This is a genomic window from Burkholderia sp. 8Y (assembly GCF_902506145.1).
Classification (GTDB): Bacteria; Pseudomonadota; Gammaproteobacteria; order Burkholderiales; family Burkholderiaceae; genus Caballeronia.
In genome coordinates this window covers 2,363,563-2,377,034 of record NZ_LR733520.1, presented here as the reverse complement: position 1 = coordinate 2,377,034, position 13,472 = coordinate 2,363,563, and the positions used below count along the sequence as shown (strand labels likewise).

The window sequence follows — 13,472 nt, the reverse complement described above, 5'->3', positions numbered from 1 at the left end:
GCTTGCATCGCATCGCAACCGGCCAACGGCGCTCGCGTCGATCGATCATCGCGGGCACTCGCAAGCATTCGCATTGACGGCATCGAAGCATCGATCGAATCCATCGATCGAATCATCGATACAACGCAGTCCGATCACGCATCGCCACGCGTGAAGAGAGTCGTTGAGGACCGCTTCACACTCGTCTCTCTCATGCTCGCATCACGCTGCGAACACTGAGCGCAGAGCCAAGTGTTGTATGCAGGTAGCAACGCAGAATCCAAATCGCTAGAAAACGAGAATTTTCATGAGCAAGCTCTTTTATCGCTCATGAAAAGATGGTACAAACCGATCTAAATTGATGGTGAGAATTTATGCTCAACTGGGATGACGAGACCACTGCCGTAGCTCCGTCGAGCGATCCGCAACAGAACACGTTGCGCAACGCTCAAGGCACGGCTTTCGGTACGCAGGGTGCGGCACACGCTGCTCAATCGTTCGATCATCAAGCCGCCCATCAGACCGCACAGGCGCAGAACATCTTCTCGGATGGCTTCGTGCCTCCCGCAGCCGCCACGCCTTCCGCTGGCGCCATCGCCGCGCAGAGCGAAGCGCGCGTCAACGTCGCCGACAAGCGCATCATCAACGGCAAGACCGACGTCAATCAACTGGTGCCGTTCAAGTACAAGTGGGCGTGGGAGAAGTACCTCGCCGGTTGCGCGAATCACTGGATGCCGCAGGAAGTGAACATGTCGCGCGACATCGCCCTGTGGAAAGACCCGAACGGTCTCTCGGACGACGAGCGTCGCATCGTCAAGCGCAACCTCGGCTTCTTCGTCACGGCGGACTCGCTCGCCGCGAATAACATCGTGCTTGGCACGTATCGTCACATCACCGCTCCCGAGTGCCGCCAGTTCCTGCTGCGCCAGGCGTTCGAAGAGGCGATCCACACGCATGCGTATCAGTACATCGTCGAATCGCTCGGCCTCGACGAAAGCGAGATCTTCAACGCCTATCACGAGGTCAAGTCGATCCGTGACAAGGACGAGTTCCTGATCCCGTTCATCCAGACGTTGACCGACCCGGCCTTCACCACGGGCACGCTGGAAGCGGACCAGAAATTGCTGAAGTCGTTGATCGTGTTCGCCTGCATCATGGAAGGGCTGTTCTTCTATGTGGGCTTCACGCAGATTCTGGCGCTGGGTCGCCAGAACAAGATGACGGGCGCGGCGGAGCAGTATCAGTACATCCTCCGCGATGAATCGATGCACTGCAACTTCGGCATCGACCTCATCAACCAGATCAAGCTCGAAGAGCCGCAACTGTGGACCGCCGAATTCAAGGCGGAGATCCGCGAGCTGTTCAAGCAGGCTGTCGATCTTGAATATCGCTACGCTGAAGACACCATGCCGCGCGGGGTTCTCGGCCTGAATGCGTCGATGTTCAAGAGCTACTTGCGGTTCATCTGCAATCGGCGTTGCCAGCAGATCGGCCTGGACCCGCTCTACCCGAACGAGGAAAACCCGTTCCCGTGGATGAGCGAAATGATCGACTTGAAGAAGGAACGCAACTTCTTCGAGACACGCGTGATTGAGTATCAAACCGGCGGCGCGCTGACCTGGGAATAACAAGAAGCCCAGGACGTGTTGCAGACGAAATCGATGGGACGGCTGGGCAGCAGCGTGCATCATTGCGCGCGCCTGGCCGACAAGGTTTAGGAGAACGGTCGCCTGATGCAAAGTGCGCCTACTGACTTGACGGACCAAGTGGTCCGGTTGAAAGACAGGCGTTTTGCGATCCCTTCAATGGGAAGGGCAAACTTCCCCCCGGAAAATGCCGGCGACAAGCTCGCTGGCTCGATCAAGCGATGGCCGGCGCCGTGTATGGGCGCTGACTCAATTTGGCGCGCGGTGCCTCGGGGCACGGCGCGCCTTGCCGTATTCATTAGCGTAAGCAGGTGGGATCAGCGTACGCCGATGAATAATCCGCTTCGTAGCGTGTGCCCTGAGAGCCTCCACGCGAAGAAGCGGGTTTTGACGAAGGGTGTTGTTTGAACTGACTCTCATCTGAAAACCTGAAGGAGAAAAACCATGGCAGTTGCCAAGAAGAAACCCGCCGCGAAAAAGGCTGCAGCAAAGAAAGCCCCCGCCAAGAAGGCCGCCGCACCGGCCAAGAAGGTAGCAGCGAAGAAGGTCGCCACGAAGAAGGTCGCGGCCAAGAAAGCCGCCGTGAAGAAGGTCGCGGCGAAGAAGGCAGCGCCGGCCAAGAAGGCGGCAGCAAAGAAGGTCGCCACGAAGAAGGTCGCCGCAAAGAAGGTCGCGGCCAAGAAGGCGCCCGCCAAGAAAGCCGCAGCGAAGAAGGTCGCCACCAAAAAGGTAGCCACGAAGAAGGCCGCAGCCAAGAAGGCGCCTGCGAAGAAGGCTGCCGCGAAGAAGGCCGCCGCGAAGAAGGCGCCTGCGAAGAAGGCTGCCGCCAAGAAGGCGCCCGCGAAGAAGGCGGCGGCGAAGAAGGCCGCAGCGAAGAAAGCGCCCGCGAAGAAGGCTGCCGCGAAGAAGGCCCCTGCGAAGAAGGCTGCGTCGAAAACCGCCGCTGCCCCTGCTGCGCCTGCCGCTTCCGCGCCTGCTCCCGCAGCGAAGAAAGCCGAGCCTGCTGCAAAGAAGGCGCCGGCCAAGAAGGCTGCTGCTGCAAAAAAGACGACGGCTGCCGCTCCCGCAACGACGGCTACCACGGTGTCGACGCCCGCTCCGGCGGCTCCGGCCACTGCGGTCAAGACGGCGCTGAACCCGGCGGCGGCATGGCCGTTCCCGACGGGCAGCCGTCCGTAAGTCGCGGCAACAGCAGTCCGAAGCACCGCGGCACACGTCGATGTGCCTCACGACCGGGTAGGCCTACCCGGCCTCGACCCGTCGCCGGAACCGACCGGCGGCGGGTCTTCGCTTCGGTACCCGAAGCAAGTTCGCGCCTTGCGAGCCAGGCGCGCACGAAAAAAGCGCATGCCTCTTTCGATGCATGCGCTTTTTTGAGCAACCGCAGGCTGGCTGCGATTGCCCGGTCGAATCCCTCAGACGTTAGTGCGTCACGCGCGTCACGCCGCCGCTCGACAGCAGCCGTACGCGCTCGCCTGCCTGGAACACTTCGCCGTTCGACGTCTGGGTGATGGCGCGCATATCGCCGTTGTCGAGGCGCACGGTGATTTCCAGTCCGTTCTTCACGGCGACGCTGTTCTCCACTGCATTGCCCGCGACTGCGCCGGCCAGCCCGCCGATGATGCCCGCGATGATCGACCCGTTGCCGCCGCCGATCGCGCTGCCCGCCGCGACGCCGCCGAGCGCGCCGCCGCCGATGGCGCCAAGACCCGTCGGCTGGCCGTTGTTCGAGCTGATCTTCACGCCGCGCACGCTTTCGACGGTCGCCATGCGTACCGTTTCCTCGCGCTGCGCCTGCGACGCGGTGTACACGTCAGGCGAACTGCTGTTGTAGGCGCAGCCCGTCAGCGCGACTGAGCCGATGAGCGATGCTGCCAGCACGATGCGACTTACCGTTTTCATTCCTTCACTCCCTTCATCCACTCGATCACGACAGGCTGCTTCCAAACGCCTGCTTGAAACGGTCCTCGATTTCAGCGCGCGTCGGCGCATAAGTTTGCGGGCCCTGATGCTCGATTTTCAACGCACCCATCAGACTCGCGAGACGCCCCGTCTTTTCCCAGCCAAGCTTGTTCTCGATGCCGTACAACAGGCCGCCGCGGAATGCGTCGCCACAACCGGTCGGGTCCACGACTTGCCGCGCTTTTACTGCCGGCACCTCCAACACGCCATCTTCATGATAGATCTGCGCGCCGTGTTCGCCACGCGTGACGATCACCGCGTCCACCCGGTTCTTGATGTCTTCGATCGACCAGCCGGTCTTGTTGCTCAACAACTTGGCTTCGTAGTCGTTGACCGTCACGTAGGTGGCGAGTTCAATCATGCGACAAAGCTCTACACCTTCGAGAATAGGCAAACCCTGACCCGGATCGAAGATGAACGGTACGCCCGCCGCCGCGAACTGTCTGGCGTGTTCGCGCATGCCATCCGCGCCGTCGGGCGCCACGATGCCGAGCGAAATACCCCGCGCTTCGTCGGCGCGGTTCAGGTGCGATTCCATCATCGCGCCGGGGTGGAACGCCGTGATCTGGTTGTTCGCGAGGTCGGTGGTGATGAAGCATTGCGCGGAGTGCTGGCCGGGCAGCACTCGCACGTATTCCTTCGACAAACCGAGCGCGTCGAGCCGGTCGATATAGAGCTGCGCGTCCGCTTCGCCGAGCGTCGCCATGATCTTCGCATCGCCGCCGAGCAGCTTCAGCGCATACGCGATGTTGCCCGCGCAGCCGCCAAAGTTGCGCCGCATCGTCGGGACCAGGAAGCTGATGTTCAGCATGTGCACCTGGTCCGGCAGGATGTGGTCGCCGAAGCGGCCCTGGAAAGTCATGATGTTGTCGTAGGCGAGCGAGCCGCAGATGAGCGTAGCCAAGGCGAACGTCCTTATTAATAGGCGCGAGGAAAAGGGTGGCGCATACGGCGCGCGGCGGCGTTCGCATCGGTCGAACCGAAGAGCGCCGCGCCTCGTATGCGGACCGCCGCAGCGGTCCGTCGATGCGTCTTACTTCAGTGCGGCGAGCGCCGAATCGTAGTTCGGCTCGTTCTTGATTTCCGGCACGAGCTCGGCGTGCAGCACCTTGTCGTTCTCGTCCAGCACGACGACCGCGCGGGCAGTCAGCCCCTTGAGCGGGCCGCTCGTCACGTCCACGCCGTACGACTGCGCGAACTCGTGACCGCGGAACGTCGAGGCCGTCACCACGTTGGCCAGACCTTCCGTCGTGCAGAACCGCTTGGCCGCGAACGGCAGGTCGCCGGAGACGACGAGCACGACCGTGTTGTCCAGCTTGCCGGCCGATTCGTTGAATTTGCGCGTCGAGGTTGCGCACGTGGGCGTGTCGAGGCTCGGCACGATGTTCAGCACCTTGCGCTTGCCCGCGAAGCTCGCGAGCGTGATATCGCCGAGATCCGCGCCGACGAGCGTGAACGCGGGGGCTTGCTGTCCTTCGCTCGGGAACGTGCCGCTGACTTCGATCGGGTTGCCGCCGAGGGTAACTTGACTCATGTTGCGCTCCAGAGGATGTGTCAGATGCTGACGGGAACTGCGCGCCCGGCTCGTTGCTGCCGGGCGCGTCTTGAAAAGCCGGGTGCTCGCGCGACCATCCGGTCACGGATAGAAAACTTGCACCCTGTAATTCGCGGCGACGGCATCGCCCGTATCGAGCCGGACGACGACCGGTTGCGCGCTTTGCGGCGGAAGGCCGATGGCGAATATCGTACCCGGTCGCGCGTATTCCTGCGGCCACAGCACACGGCGCACGGCGACGTCGCTCTTCTCGTCGAGCAGCGTGAGTTCGAGCGCGGGATAGGCGAGCGCGACGTCAGACCGGTTGCGCAGCATGAGCTTCAGTTCGAGCTTGTGCGGGCCGTCGACCTGACGCAAGCCGGAGCTCTCGATTTGCAAACCGGAGATGTAGCGCGGCGGCGATATCGTGCAGCCGAGTTCGTCGCAGATATTGACGTAGAACGCATGCGAGCCGGGGACATAGATCATGACCGTCTCGCGCTGCCACCAGGCGAGCTGGACAACGAGCAGCAGCGTCAGCACCACCGCCGCGACGACGCCGAGCGCGCGCAGTCCCTTGCGCGCGGGCCTGGCCGGTGGCGTCGTCTCGATGCGCGGCTCGCGCGTGACGGGAAACGCTTCGTTGGCGCTCGGTGCGTGCGCGGTGCTGCCGGGACCGGACGGCCTCGCGCCGAAGCCGGGCTCGTCTTCTTCGTCCCAAGCCGATGAGGGAACATGGGCAGGCGCAGGGGCAGGGCGGGCGCGCGGCGGTTCCGGCCGCGTGTGCGCCGGGCCGATGAAAGGCTCGGCGCGGTCGTCGAGCGGATCGACAAAGCGCGAAGGCGGCGGCGCGGGTTCAGGACGTTTCGGCGCTTCGGTTTTCGACTGCGGCTTTTGTACGTCGTCGTTCAGTGGCGCGCCCGGTGCGGCGAGCGGCTTCACACGTCCGAGCGCGAACGGCTCCACGACAGGCTCGACGACGGGCTCCGCGTCGGGTTCGTTCGCGGCGTCTTTGCGCGGCACGCTGCGCTCGGGCGGCGGTTGCATCGACGCGCCCGCGAATGCAGGCGCGTTCGAAAGCACGGTGGGATCGTTGTCTTCCTTGGCCGGAGGCGGCGAAAACGGCTTGGCGGCAGACTGCTTGCCGAGATCCAGCTGACGAGGCACCGTCAACGTGGGCGGCACGCTCGTGGCTTCTTTCTTCGGCGACGAGAACGTCGAAGGCCCGACCGCGACTTCGTCGTCGATCAGCGCGGCGTGCTGCGCTTCGCCGGCTTCGGCCGTATCGTCCGGCAGTTCGAACCGATGATGCGCGGCGTCGAACACTTCCTGACAATGGCCGCAACGCACCCGCCCGTCATGCGGCGCGAGCAGATGCGGATCGAGCTTGAAAACGGTTTCGCAGTGTGGGCAGCGGGTAGCCAGCGCCATAGGGAAGTGCCAGTGGAAAATGCCAGTGGCCTCGCGGCCAGAACAGTGGCGATGGCGCTATTCTAAAGGCTTTCGCGCCGCGTTCCGGCGAGGCATACCCAGCCTTCGTGCTCGCGCCACACGCCGATGTCGATCCACTTCGCATAGACCGCCGCGACTTCTTTGGCCTGGCGCGCCAGGATGCCAGACAGCGCGATCCGCCCGCCCGGTTTCACCTTGGCGGCGAGCATCGAGGCCATGAGTTTCAGCGGATTCGAGAGGATGTTCGCCACGACGATGTCGAACTCGCCGGCTGGACAGTCGTCGGGCAGGCCATAGGTGACGTCCGCGTGATTGCGTTCGCTGTTCTGGCGCGCGGACTCGACTGCCTGCGGGTCGATGTCGATGCCATGCACCGGATTCGCGCCGCACTTCTTCGCGAGAATGGCGAGAATGCCGGAGCCGCAGCCGTAATCCAGCAGCGACTGCCCCGGCTTCACCGATTGCTCCAGCCATTCCATGCACAAGCGCGTGGTCGGATGGCTGCCCGTGCCGAACGCGAGGCCCGGATCGAGTTCGAGCACGAGTGCGTCCGGATCGGGCGCGTCGTGCCAGGACGGCACGACCCAGATGCGCTCGCCGATGTGAATCGGATCGAACTGCGCCTGCGTCAAACGCACCCAGTCCTGCTCCTCGACTTCGCGCAAGGTGAACGCGGGCGTCGATTTCAGACCGATGTCGTTGGACGCCGCGGCGAGCAGCACGGCCGGGTCCGCGTCTTCTGCAAGCAGCGCGACCACGCGCGAACGCTTCCACGCGCTGCGCTCCGGCGTGAGCCCCGGCTCGCCGAAGAGCGGCTGCTCGTCGGGCGTGTCGGCGTCGGCGTCCTCGACGGACACCGACAGCGCGCCGATGTCCAGCAGCGCATCCGACAGCGCCTCCGCGTGCTCGCGGTCCAGCTCGGCGATCAGTTCCCGGTAACTCATGCTCGTGTCTCTGCCAAGGCGCTTCAGGACTCTTCGGCCACCGCCGCCTGACGCGCGGCGAGCTTGTTTTCGAGGTAATGGATGCTCGTGCCGCCTTCGACGAACTTGGCGTCGATCATCAGTTCGCGGTGCAGCGGAATGTTGGTCGAGATGCCTTCCACGACCATTTCCGACAGCGCGATCCGCATGCGGTTGATCGCCTGTTCGCGCGTCGCGCCGTAGGCAATCAGCTTGCCGATCATCGAATCGTAGTTCGGCGGGACGAAATAGCCGTTGTACGCGTGCGAATCGACGCGGATGCCGGGGCCGCCCGCCGCGTGCCACGACGTGATGCGTCCCGGCGACGGCGTGAACTTGAACGGATCTTCGGCGTTGATACGGCATTCGATCGCGTGGCCGCGGAATTGGATGTCCTTCTGGCGCAACGTGAGCTTCTCGCCAGCGGCGATCCGAATCTGTTCCTGAACGATGTCGACGCCCGTGATGAGTTCCGTCACCGGATGCTCGACCTGCACGCGCGTGTTCATCTCGATGAAGTAGAACTCGTTGTTCTCGTACAGGAATTCGAACGTGCCTGCGCCGAGATAGCCCATCTTCTTGCACGCTTCGGCGCAACGGTCGCCGATGCGGTCGATCAGCCGCCGCGCGATGCCCGGCGCCGGCGCTTCCTCGATCACCTTCTGGTGGCGGCGCTGCATGGAACAGTCGCGCTCGCCGAGCCACAGCGCGTTACGGAACGAATCCGACAGCACCTGAATCTCGATGTGCCGCGGGTTCTCCAGGAACTTCTCCATGTAGACCTGCGGATTGCCGAACGCGCGGCCCGCTTCTTCGCGGGTCATGTTCACCGCGTTCACGAGCGCCGCTTCGGTATGGACGACGCGCATGCCGCGCCCGCCGCCGCCGCCCGCCGCCTTGATGATGACGGGATAACCGACCGCGCGCGCAATTTTCACGATCTCTTTCGGATCGTCCGGCAACGCGCCTTCCGAGCCCGGCACGCACGGCACGCCGGTCTTGATCATCGTCTGCTTGGCGGTGACCTTGTCGCCCATCAGGCGAATGGTTTCCGGGCGCGGCCCGATGAACGTGAAGCCCGATTGCTCGACGCGCTCGGCGAAATCCGCGTTCTCGGAAAGGAAGCCGTAGCCGGGATGGATGGCTTCGGCGTCGGTGACTTCGGCCGCGCTGATGAGCGCGGGCATGTTCAGATACGACAGATTCGACGGCGCCGGTCCGATGCAGACCGCTTCGTCGGCGAGCTTGACGTACTTCGCTTCCTTGTCGGCTTCGGAGTAGACGACGACTGTCTTGACGCCCAGTTCGCGGCACGCGCGCTGGATGCGAAGCGCGATTTCGCCGCGGTTCGCAATAAGAATTTTTTCAAACATGGCAGTGGGTCGGCTCATCAACGGGCACGCGCGAGCGGCCCTCGGGATTCGAATCGGCGGCGCGCGCGTCCGGATGCGTCCAGATGGCATGCGCCGGCGCGGTGAAGCCGGGCGAACCGGAGCGAAGCGTCCGGCACACGGCCCAACGCGCTCAGTCGCCGATCACGAAGAGCGGCTGGCCGTACTCGACCGCCTGACCGTTCTCGACAAGAATTTCCTTTACGACGCCAGACTTGTCCGATTCGATCTCGTTCAGGAGCTTCATGGCTTCGATGATGCACAGCGTCTGGCCTTCCTTGACCGTATCGCCGACCTGCACGAAAGGATCGGCGCCGGGCGACGGCGCGCGGTAGAACGAGCCGACCATCGGCGAGGTCACGACGTGGCCCTGCGGCGCGGCGGCCGGGGCGGCGGCGCCTGCGCCCGCGCCGGCATCGCCCGATCCGGGGAAGCTCGGTGCGGCTTGCGCCTGCACTTGCGGCGCGTATTGCTGCGGCGCTTGCATATAAACGGGCGCCGCGTTCTTGACGATGCGAACCTTGCCTTCGCCCTCCGTCACTTCCAGCTCCGAGATGCCGGATTCCGAGACGAGGTCGATCAGCGTTTTCAGTTTACGAAGGTCCATCGAAAAATCCCCTTTCAATACTTGGAGACCGGGACTGCCCGGTGCTTGACTTGATTTGTGGGTGTGTTCAGAACGTCAGCCGCGTGCCGGCGCGGCCAGCCGTCCGCGTCGCGCAGCAGTGCGGCGCAGCGCGCCCGCGGCGAAGACGGCGGCGTAGCGACCTGTCGCATCGGGCGCGGGGCCACGGCCAACGCCGCGCTCGCGGGCGGCGGAATGGGCAGCTACGTGGCCTTGCGGCACCGGCGGAATAGTCATGGTGGCTTCGGGTTATGCGGAATTCGGCGCACTTTAGCGCCGTTTAGAGAATGTTGTCTAGTTTTACAGCGCGAGCGACAGAACTCGTCCGAGGTCCGCAGGCGCCATTATCGCAGCCAAACAGCGAAGTTACAGCAAAAGCTGCGTAAGTTGCTGCCTACTCGTTCGAACGGCGGCCGATCCCGCAGCGAATTTTTACAGCGCGTCGAGCGTGTGGCGCAGTTCCGCTTCGTTGACTTCGCCCAGCTTTGTCGAATGGACGACGCCCTTGGCGTCGATGACGACGGTAAACGGCAGGCCGCCTGCGTTGTTGCCGAAGCTGCGCGCAAGGTCCGCGCCGCCGAATCCCGTAACGTACACGGGATAATCCACCGGGACTTTCTTCAGGAAGTCGTTGACGTTCTTTTCGCTATCCACGCCCAGACCGATGAACGTGATGCCTTTCTTCTGATATTCGCGCTGCAGGGCCGAGAGCGTCGGCATTTCCTTCACGCACGGGCCGCACCACGACGCCCAGAAATTGACGACGACCGGCTTGGCCTTATACGCCGCGAGCGGCTGCGATGTGCCGGACGCGGCGGGCGGCGTGATTTTCCACAACTGATCGACGGCGTTGCCGTTCGGCTGTGTCGCGGCTTCGGTATCGCTGCCGGTAAACAGATGGCCCGCGTAGAAACCGCCGACCGTCGCGGCGATGGCGACCGCCAGGGCCGCGAAGAGACGTTTGCTGTTCATGGACGTGAAATGCTGAATGCGGATGAAAGCGTCGCGCCGGCTCAACCGCCGATGTAAAGCGGCGGCCGGTCCGGATCGCCGGATTGGTCGAGCAGCGCGCGCACGGCGGCGGCGTTGGCGCGCGCGAGCCGGCCGCGTCCGTCGGCGCGCACCGCGCCGCGCAGATCGACGCTGCTGTACAGCGCAATGTGAACGCCGATCGGCTCCTCGCCGCGCAAGCGATGCAGAAAGCTCAAGGTCTCCACATAACCGCGCCCCGCGAAGTGGCGCGTCTCGGAGACATCGTATTGAATATTGGCGTTGAGCAGGTAAATAGCGACTTCCTTCGGGTTGTCGCAAAAGCATTGCAGATGGATATCCGAATGCTCGCCTGCCGTACCGTTGAGCACCGCGCCGGTCAGATACGGATCGTAGGGTTTCAGGCGCTCCATCCACTCGAGCGCGGTCTCGCGCATGCGGCGCAGCACGGCCGGCTGACTGTCGCTCTGGAAAATCGCCTGATATTCGCGGATTTCCTCTTCGATCTGATCGTTGTCGGGCAAGAACTCGCCGCCGATCTTGCTTTCGCCGACCACGAGCCGCGCCGCCTTGCGCTTCGCGGTGGAGTAGTCGAGACCGTCTTCGGCGATCATTCTCGCGGCCGCGATCGCGATTTCCTCGCGCACGCGCTGCGGATCGATATGTGATTTGCGAACCATGAGGGCATCATACTAGATAACGTCTCGGAGCCCGGCGGGCGCGGCCGGCGTGGCAGGCGCATGGTGTAAGGGCGGCGGGCGCGCTCGGTTACAATATGCGCCTCCGGGCGCACTCCCGCACGGCTTTTCTCCGTGGTGCGCCGTTCCCGTTCTCCGCAATCATCGCCCACGCGGCGCGACATGCTTTATGCACATCCACATCATCGGCATTTGCGGCACCTTCATGGGCGGTCTCGCCGTCCTGGCGCGCGAGGCCGGACACCAAGTCACCGGCTGCGACGCCGGCGTCTATCCGCCGATGAGCACCCAGCTCGAAGCGCAGGGCATCGAATTGATCGAGGGCTTTGGAGCCGAGCAGATCGAGCTTGCGCCGGATCTCTTCGTCGTCGGCAATGTGGTGTCGCGCGGCAATCCGCTGATGGAAGCCATTTTGGACCGCGGCCTGCCGTACACGTCCGGTCCGCAATGGCTCGGCGAGCACGTGCTCGCGGGCAAGTGGGTGCTGGCGGTCGCGGGCACGCACGGCAAGACCACGACGAGTTCCATGCTCGCGTGGCTGCTGGAAGACGCCGGCATGAATCCGGGCTTTCTGATCGGCGGCGTGCCGCTCAATTTTGGCATTTCCGCGCGCCTGACGGACTCCAGCTTCTTCGTGATCGAAGCGGACGAATATGACACCGCGTTTTTCGACAAGCGGTCGAAGTTCGTCCACTACCGCCCGCGCACGGCAGTGCTCAACAATCTCGAATTCGATCACGCCGACATCTTCCCGGATCTTGCCGCGATCGAAACGCAATTTCATCATCTCGTGCGCACGGTGCCGGGCGTGGGCCGCATCGTCACGAACGGGCGCGAGGCGGCGCTCGAGCGCGTGCTCACGCGCGGCTGCTGGTCGGGCGTCGAGCGTTTTGGCGTCGAGGGCGGCTGGCAGGCGCTGCCCGCGCGTGACGGCGCGGCGGTCGACGAACAGTTCGCCGTCTATTGGCAAGGCGAGCGTCTGGGCGTGGTCGACTGGCAGGTACAGGGCGAGCACAATCGCATGAACGCGCTCGCGGCCATCGCGGCGGCGCGCTCGGTGGGCGTGCCGGCGGCGCAGGCGGCGAAGTCGCTGTCGAGCTTTCGCAACGTCAAGCGGCGCATGGAAGTAAAGGGCAGCGTCGATGGCGTCACCGTCTACGACGACTTCGCGCACCATCCGACCGCCATCGAAACCACGGTGGCGGGGCTGCGCACGCGCATCGGCGATTCGGGTCACGCGCGCATCCTCGCCGTGCTCGAACCGCGCTCGAACACGATGAAGCTCGGCACCATGAAGGCGCAACTTCCCGCGAGTCTCGCCGGTGCGGACCTCGTGTTCGGCTATGGCGCGCGCGAAGGCCGCGACAAGCTCGGCTGGAATCTGGCGGAGGCGCTGTCTCCGCTTGGCGACAAGGCGCAGGCATTCGACGAAATCGAACCGCTCGTGAAGGCGGTCATCGCCGCCGCGCGCCCCGGCGACCACGTGCTCGTGATGAGCAATGGCGGTTTCGGCGGCGTGCACCAGAAATTGCTCGACGCGCTTTGTGCGCGTCCGTCCGGCACAACGACACGAGGCCCCGCGTGATCCTCTACCTGCACGGCTTTCGCTCATCCCCCCAATCGTTCAAGGCCCGCGCGATGCGCGCGCGCCTCGCGGAACTCGGCCGGTTGAGCGAATGGCAGTGCCCGGTATTGCCCGTATCGCCACGCGACGCCATCGCGCTCGCGGAAGCCATCGCGAGCACGGCGGCATCGGACGATGTCACCGTCGTCGGCAGTTCGCTCGGCGGCTACTACGCGACGTACCTTGCCGAGAAGCACGGCTGGCGCGCGGTCCTGCTCAATCCCGCCGTGGTGCCGCAATCGGACCTGAGCGCGTACCTCGGCGAGCAGCCGTTGTGGCACGGCGGCGGCAGCATCACCGTGCTGCCGCGCCATCTGGACGAACTGCGCGCGCTCACCGTCGATGCCATCACGCGGCCCGAGCGGTACTTCCTGATTGCCGCGACCGGCGACGAAGTGATCGACTACCGCACGATGCTCGCGCGCTACCCCGGCGTACGCACGACGCTGATTCAGGGCAGCGACCACGCCATCAGCGATTTCGCCAACTATCTCGGCGACGTGCTCGCCTTTTGCGATCAGTCGCCGCGCGCGGCCGTCGCGCCCGCGGCGGCATGACGCCTCATTCATCCACCGGCGCTTGCCGCGTCCGGTCCACCGTCTTACGAGA

14 protein-coding genes and 1 pseudogene are annotated in these 13,472 nt (G+C 64.2%); 5 read left to right on the top strand and 10 right to left on the bottom strand.

Annotated elements, in window-relative coordinates:
- Nucleotides 1-353: 353 nt before the first annotated feature.
- From GV035_RS21700 to GV035_RS21695, 3 genes and pseudogenes are all read left to right on the top strand, one after another.
- Entirely contained in the window at nt 354-1,607 is a 1,254-nt protein-coding gene (locus GV035_RS21700) for a ribonucleotide-diphosphate reductase subunit beta (protein WP_159837001.1), read from the top strand.
- A gap of 105 nt (nt 1,608-1,712) precedes the next feature.
- Nucleotides 1,713-2,038, top strand: a pseudogene (locus GV035_RS29545) (hypothetical protein).
- 31 nt (nt 2,039-2,069) lie between these two features.
- A complete protein-coding gene (locus GV035_RS21695; RefSeq protein WP_159837000.1) occupies nt 2,070-2,804 on the top strand; it encodes a histone H1-like DNA-binding protein in 735 nt (244 codons plus the stop codon).
- A 243-nt stretch (nt 2,805-3,047) separates the two neighbouring features.
- Here the strand turns inward: GV035_RS21695 and GV035_RS21690 are convergent, their stop codons facing one another.
- The 10 genes from GV035_RS21690 to GV035_RS21645 all read right to left on the bottom strand — a co-directional run bounded on the left by GV035_RS21690 (nt 3,048) and on the right by GV035_RS21645 (nt 11,221).
- The gene (locus GV035_RS21690) at nt 3,048-3,527 is read right to left on the bottom strand and encodes a hypothetical protein (RefSeq protein WP_159836999.1); all 480 of its coding nucleotides are present in this window, start codon (nt 3,525-3,527) and stop codon (nt 3,048-3,050) included.
- Nucleotides 3,528-3,552: 25 nt separating this feature from the next.
- The gene (locus GV035_RS21685) at nt 3,553-4,491 is read right to left on the bottom strand and encodes a carbohydrate kinase family protein (RefSeq protein ID WP_159836998.1); all 939 of its coding nucleotides are present in this window, start codon (nt 4,489-4,491) and stop codon (nt 3,553-3,555) included.
- Nucleotides 4,492-4,620: 129 nt separating this feature from the next.
- Nucleotides 4,621-5,121: a thiol peroxidase gene (gene tpx / locus GV035_RS21680; RefSeq protein WP_159836997.1), complete on the bottom strand. Its 501-nt coding sequence runs from the start codon at nt 5,119-5,121 to the stop codon at nt 4,621-4,623.
- Between the two features lie 102 nt (nt 5,122-5,223).
- Nucleotides 5,224-6,552 (bottom strand): zinc-ribbon and DUF3426 domain-containing protein, encoded by a 1,329-nt coding sequence (locus GV035_RS21675; RefSeq protein ID WP_159836996.1) that lies wholly within the window; start codon nt 6,550-6,552, stop codon nt 5,224-5,226.
- Between the two features lie 62 nt (nt 6,553-6,614).
- Nucleotides 6,615-7,517 (bottom strand): 50S ribosomal protein L11 methyltransferase, encoded by a 903-nt coding sequence (gene prmA / locus GV035_RS21670; RefSeq protein WP_159836995.1) that lies wholly within the window; start codon nt 7,515-7,517, stop codon nt 6,615-6,617.
- A 23-nt stretch (nt 7,518-7,540) separates the two neighbouring features.
- The gene (gene accC, locus GV035_RS21665; protein WP_159836994.1) at nt 7,541-8,908 is read right to left on the bottom strand and encodes an acetyl-CoA carboxylase biotin carboxylase subunit; all 1,368 of its coding nucleotides are present in this window, start codon (nt 8,906-8,908) and stop codon (nt 7,541-7,543) included.
- Between the two features lie 151 nt (nt 8,909-9,059).
- Nucleotides 9,060-9,533 carry an acetyl-CoA carboxylase biotin carboxyl carrier protein gene (accB, locus tag GV035_RS21660; protein ID WP_159836993.1) on the bottom strand — a complete coding sequence of 158 codons (474 nt, stop codon included), beginning with the start codon at nt 9,531-9,533 and terminating at the stop codon, nt 9,060-9,062.
- 75 nt (nt 9,534-9,608) lie between these two features.
- Nucleotides 9,609-9,788: a hypothetical protein gene (locus tag GV035_RS21655; RefSeq protein WP_159836992.1), complete on the bottom strand. Its 180-nt coding sequence runs from the start codon at nt 9,786-9,788 to the stop codon at nt 9,609-9,611.
- Nucleotides 9,789-9,983: 195 nt separating this feature from the next.
- Complete coding sequence (locus GV035_RS21650) at nt 9,984-10,523, bottom strand: TlpA family protein disulfide reductase (RefSeq protein WP_159836991.1); 540 nt, start codon at nt 10,521-10,523, stop codon at nt 9,984-9,986.
- Nucleotides 10,524-10,564: 41 nt separating this feature from the next.
- A complete protein-coding gene (locus tag GV035_RS21645) occupies nt 10,565-11,221 on the bottom strand; it encodes a UDP-N-acetylmuramate--alanine ligase (RefSeq protein ID WP_159836990.1) in 657 nt (218 codons plus the stop codon).
- A 187-nt stretch (nt 11,222-11,408) separates the two neighbouring features.
- Between GV035_RS21645 and mpl the strand changes: the two genes are divergently transcribed.
- Both mpl and GV035_RS21635 read left to right on the top strand, forming a co-directional pair.
- Entirely contained in the window at nt 11,409-12,824 is a 1,416-nt protein-coding gene (gene mpl / locus GV035_RS21640) for a UDP-N-acetylmuramate:L-alanyl-gamma-D-glutamyl-meso-diaminopimelate ligase (RefSeq protein WP_159836989.1), read from the top strand.
- A complete protein-coding gene (locus GV035_RS21635; RefSeq protein WP_159836988.1) occupies nt 12,821-13,420 on the top strand; it encodes a YqiA/YcfP family alpha/beta fold hydrolase in 600 nt (199 codons plus the stop codon). The genes mpl and GV035_RS21635 overlap by 4 nt, the downstream gene beginning before the upstream one ends.
- Nucleotides 13,421-13,472: the final 52 nt, after the last annotated feature.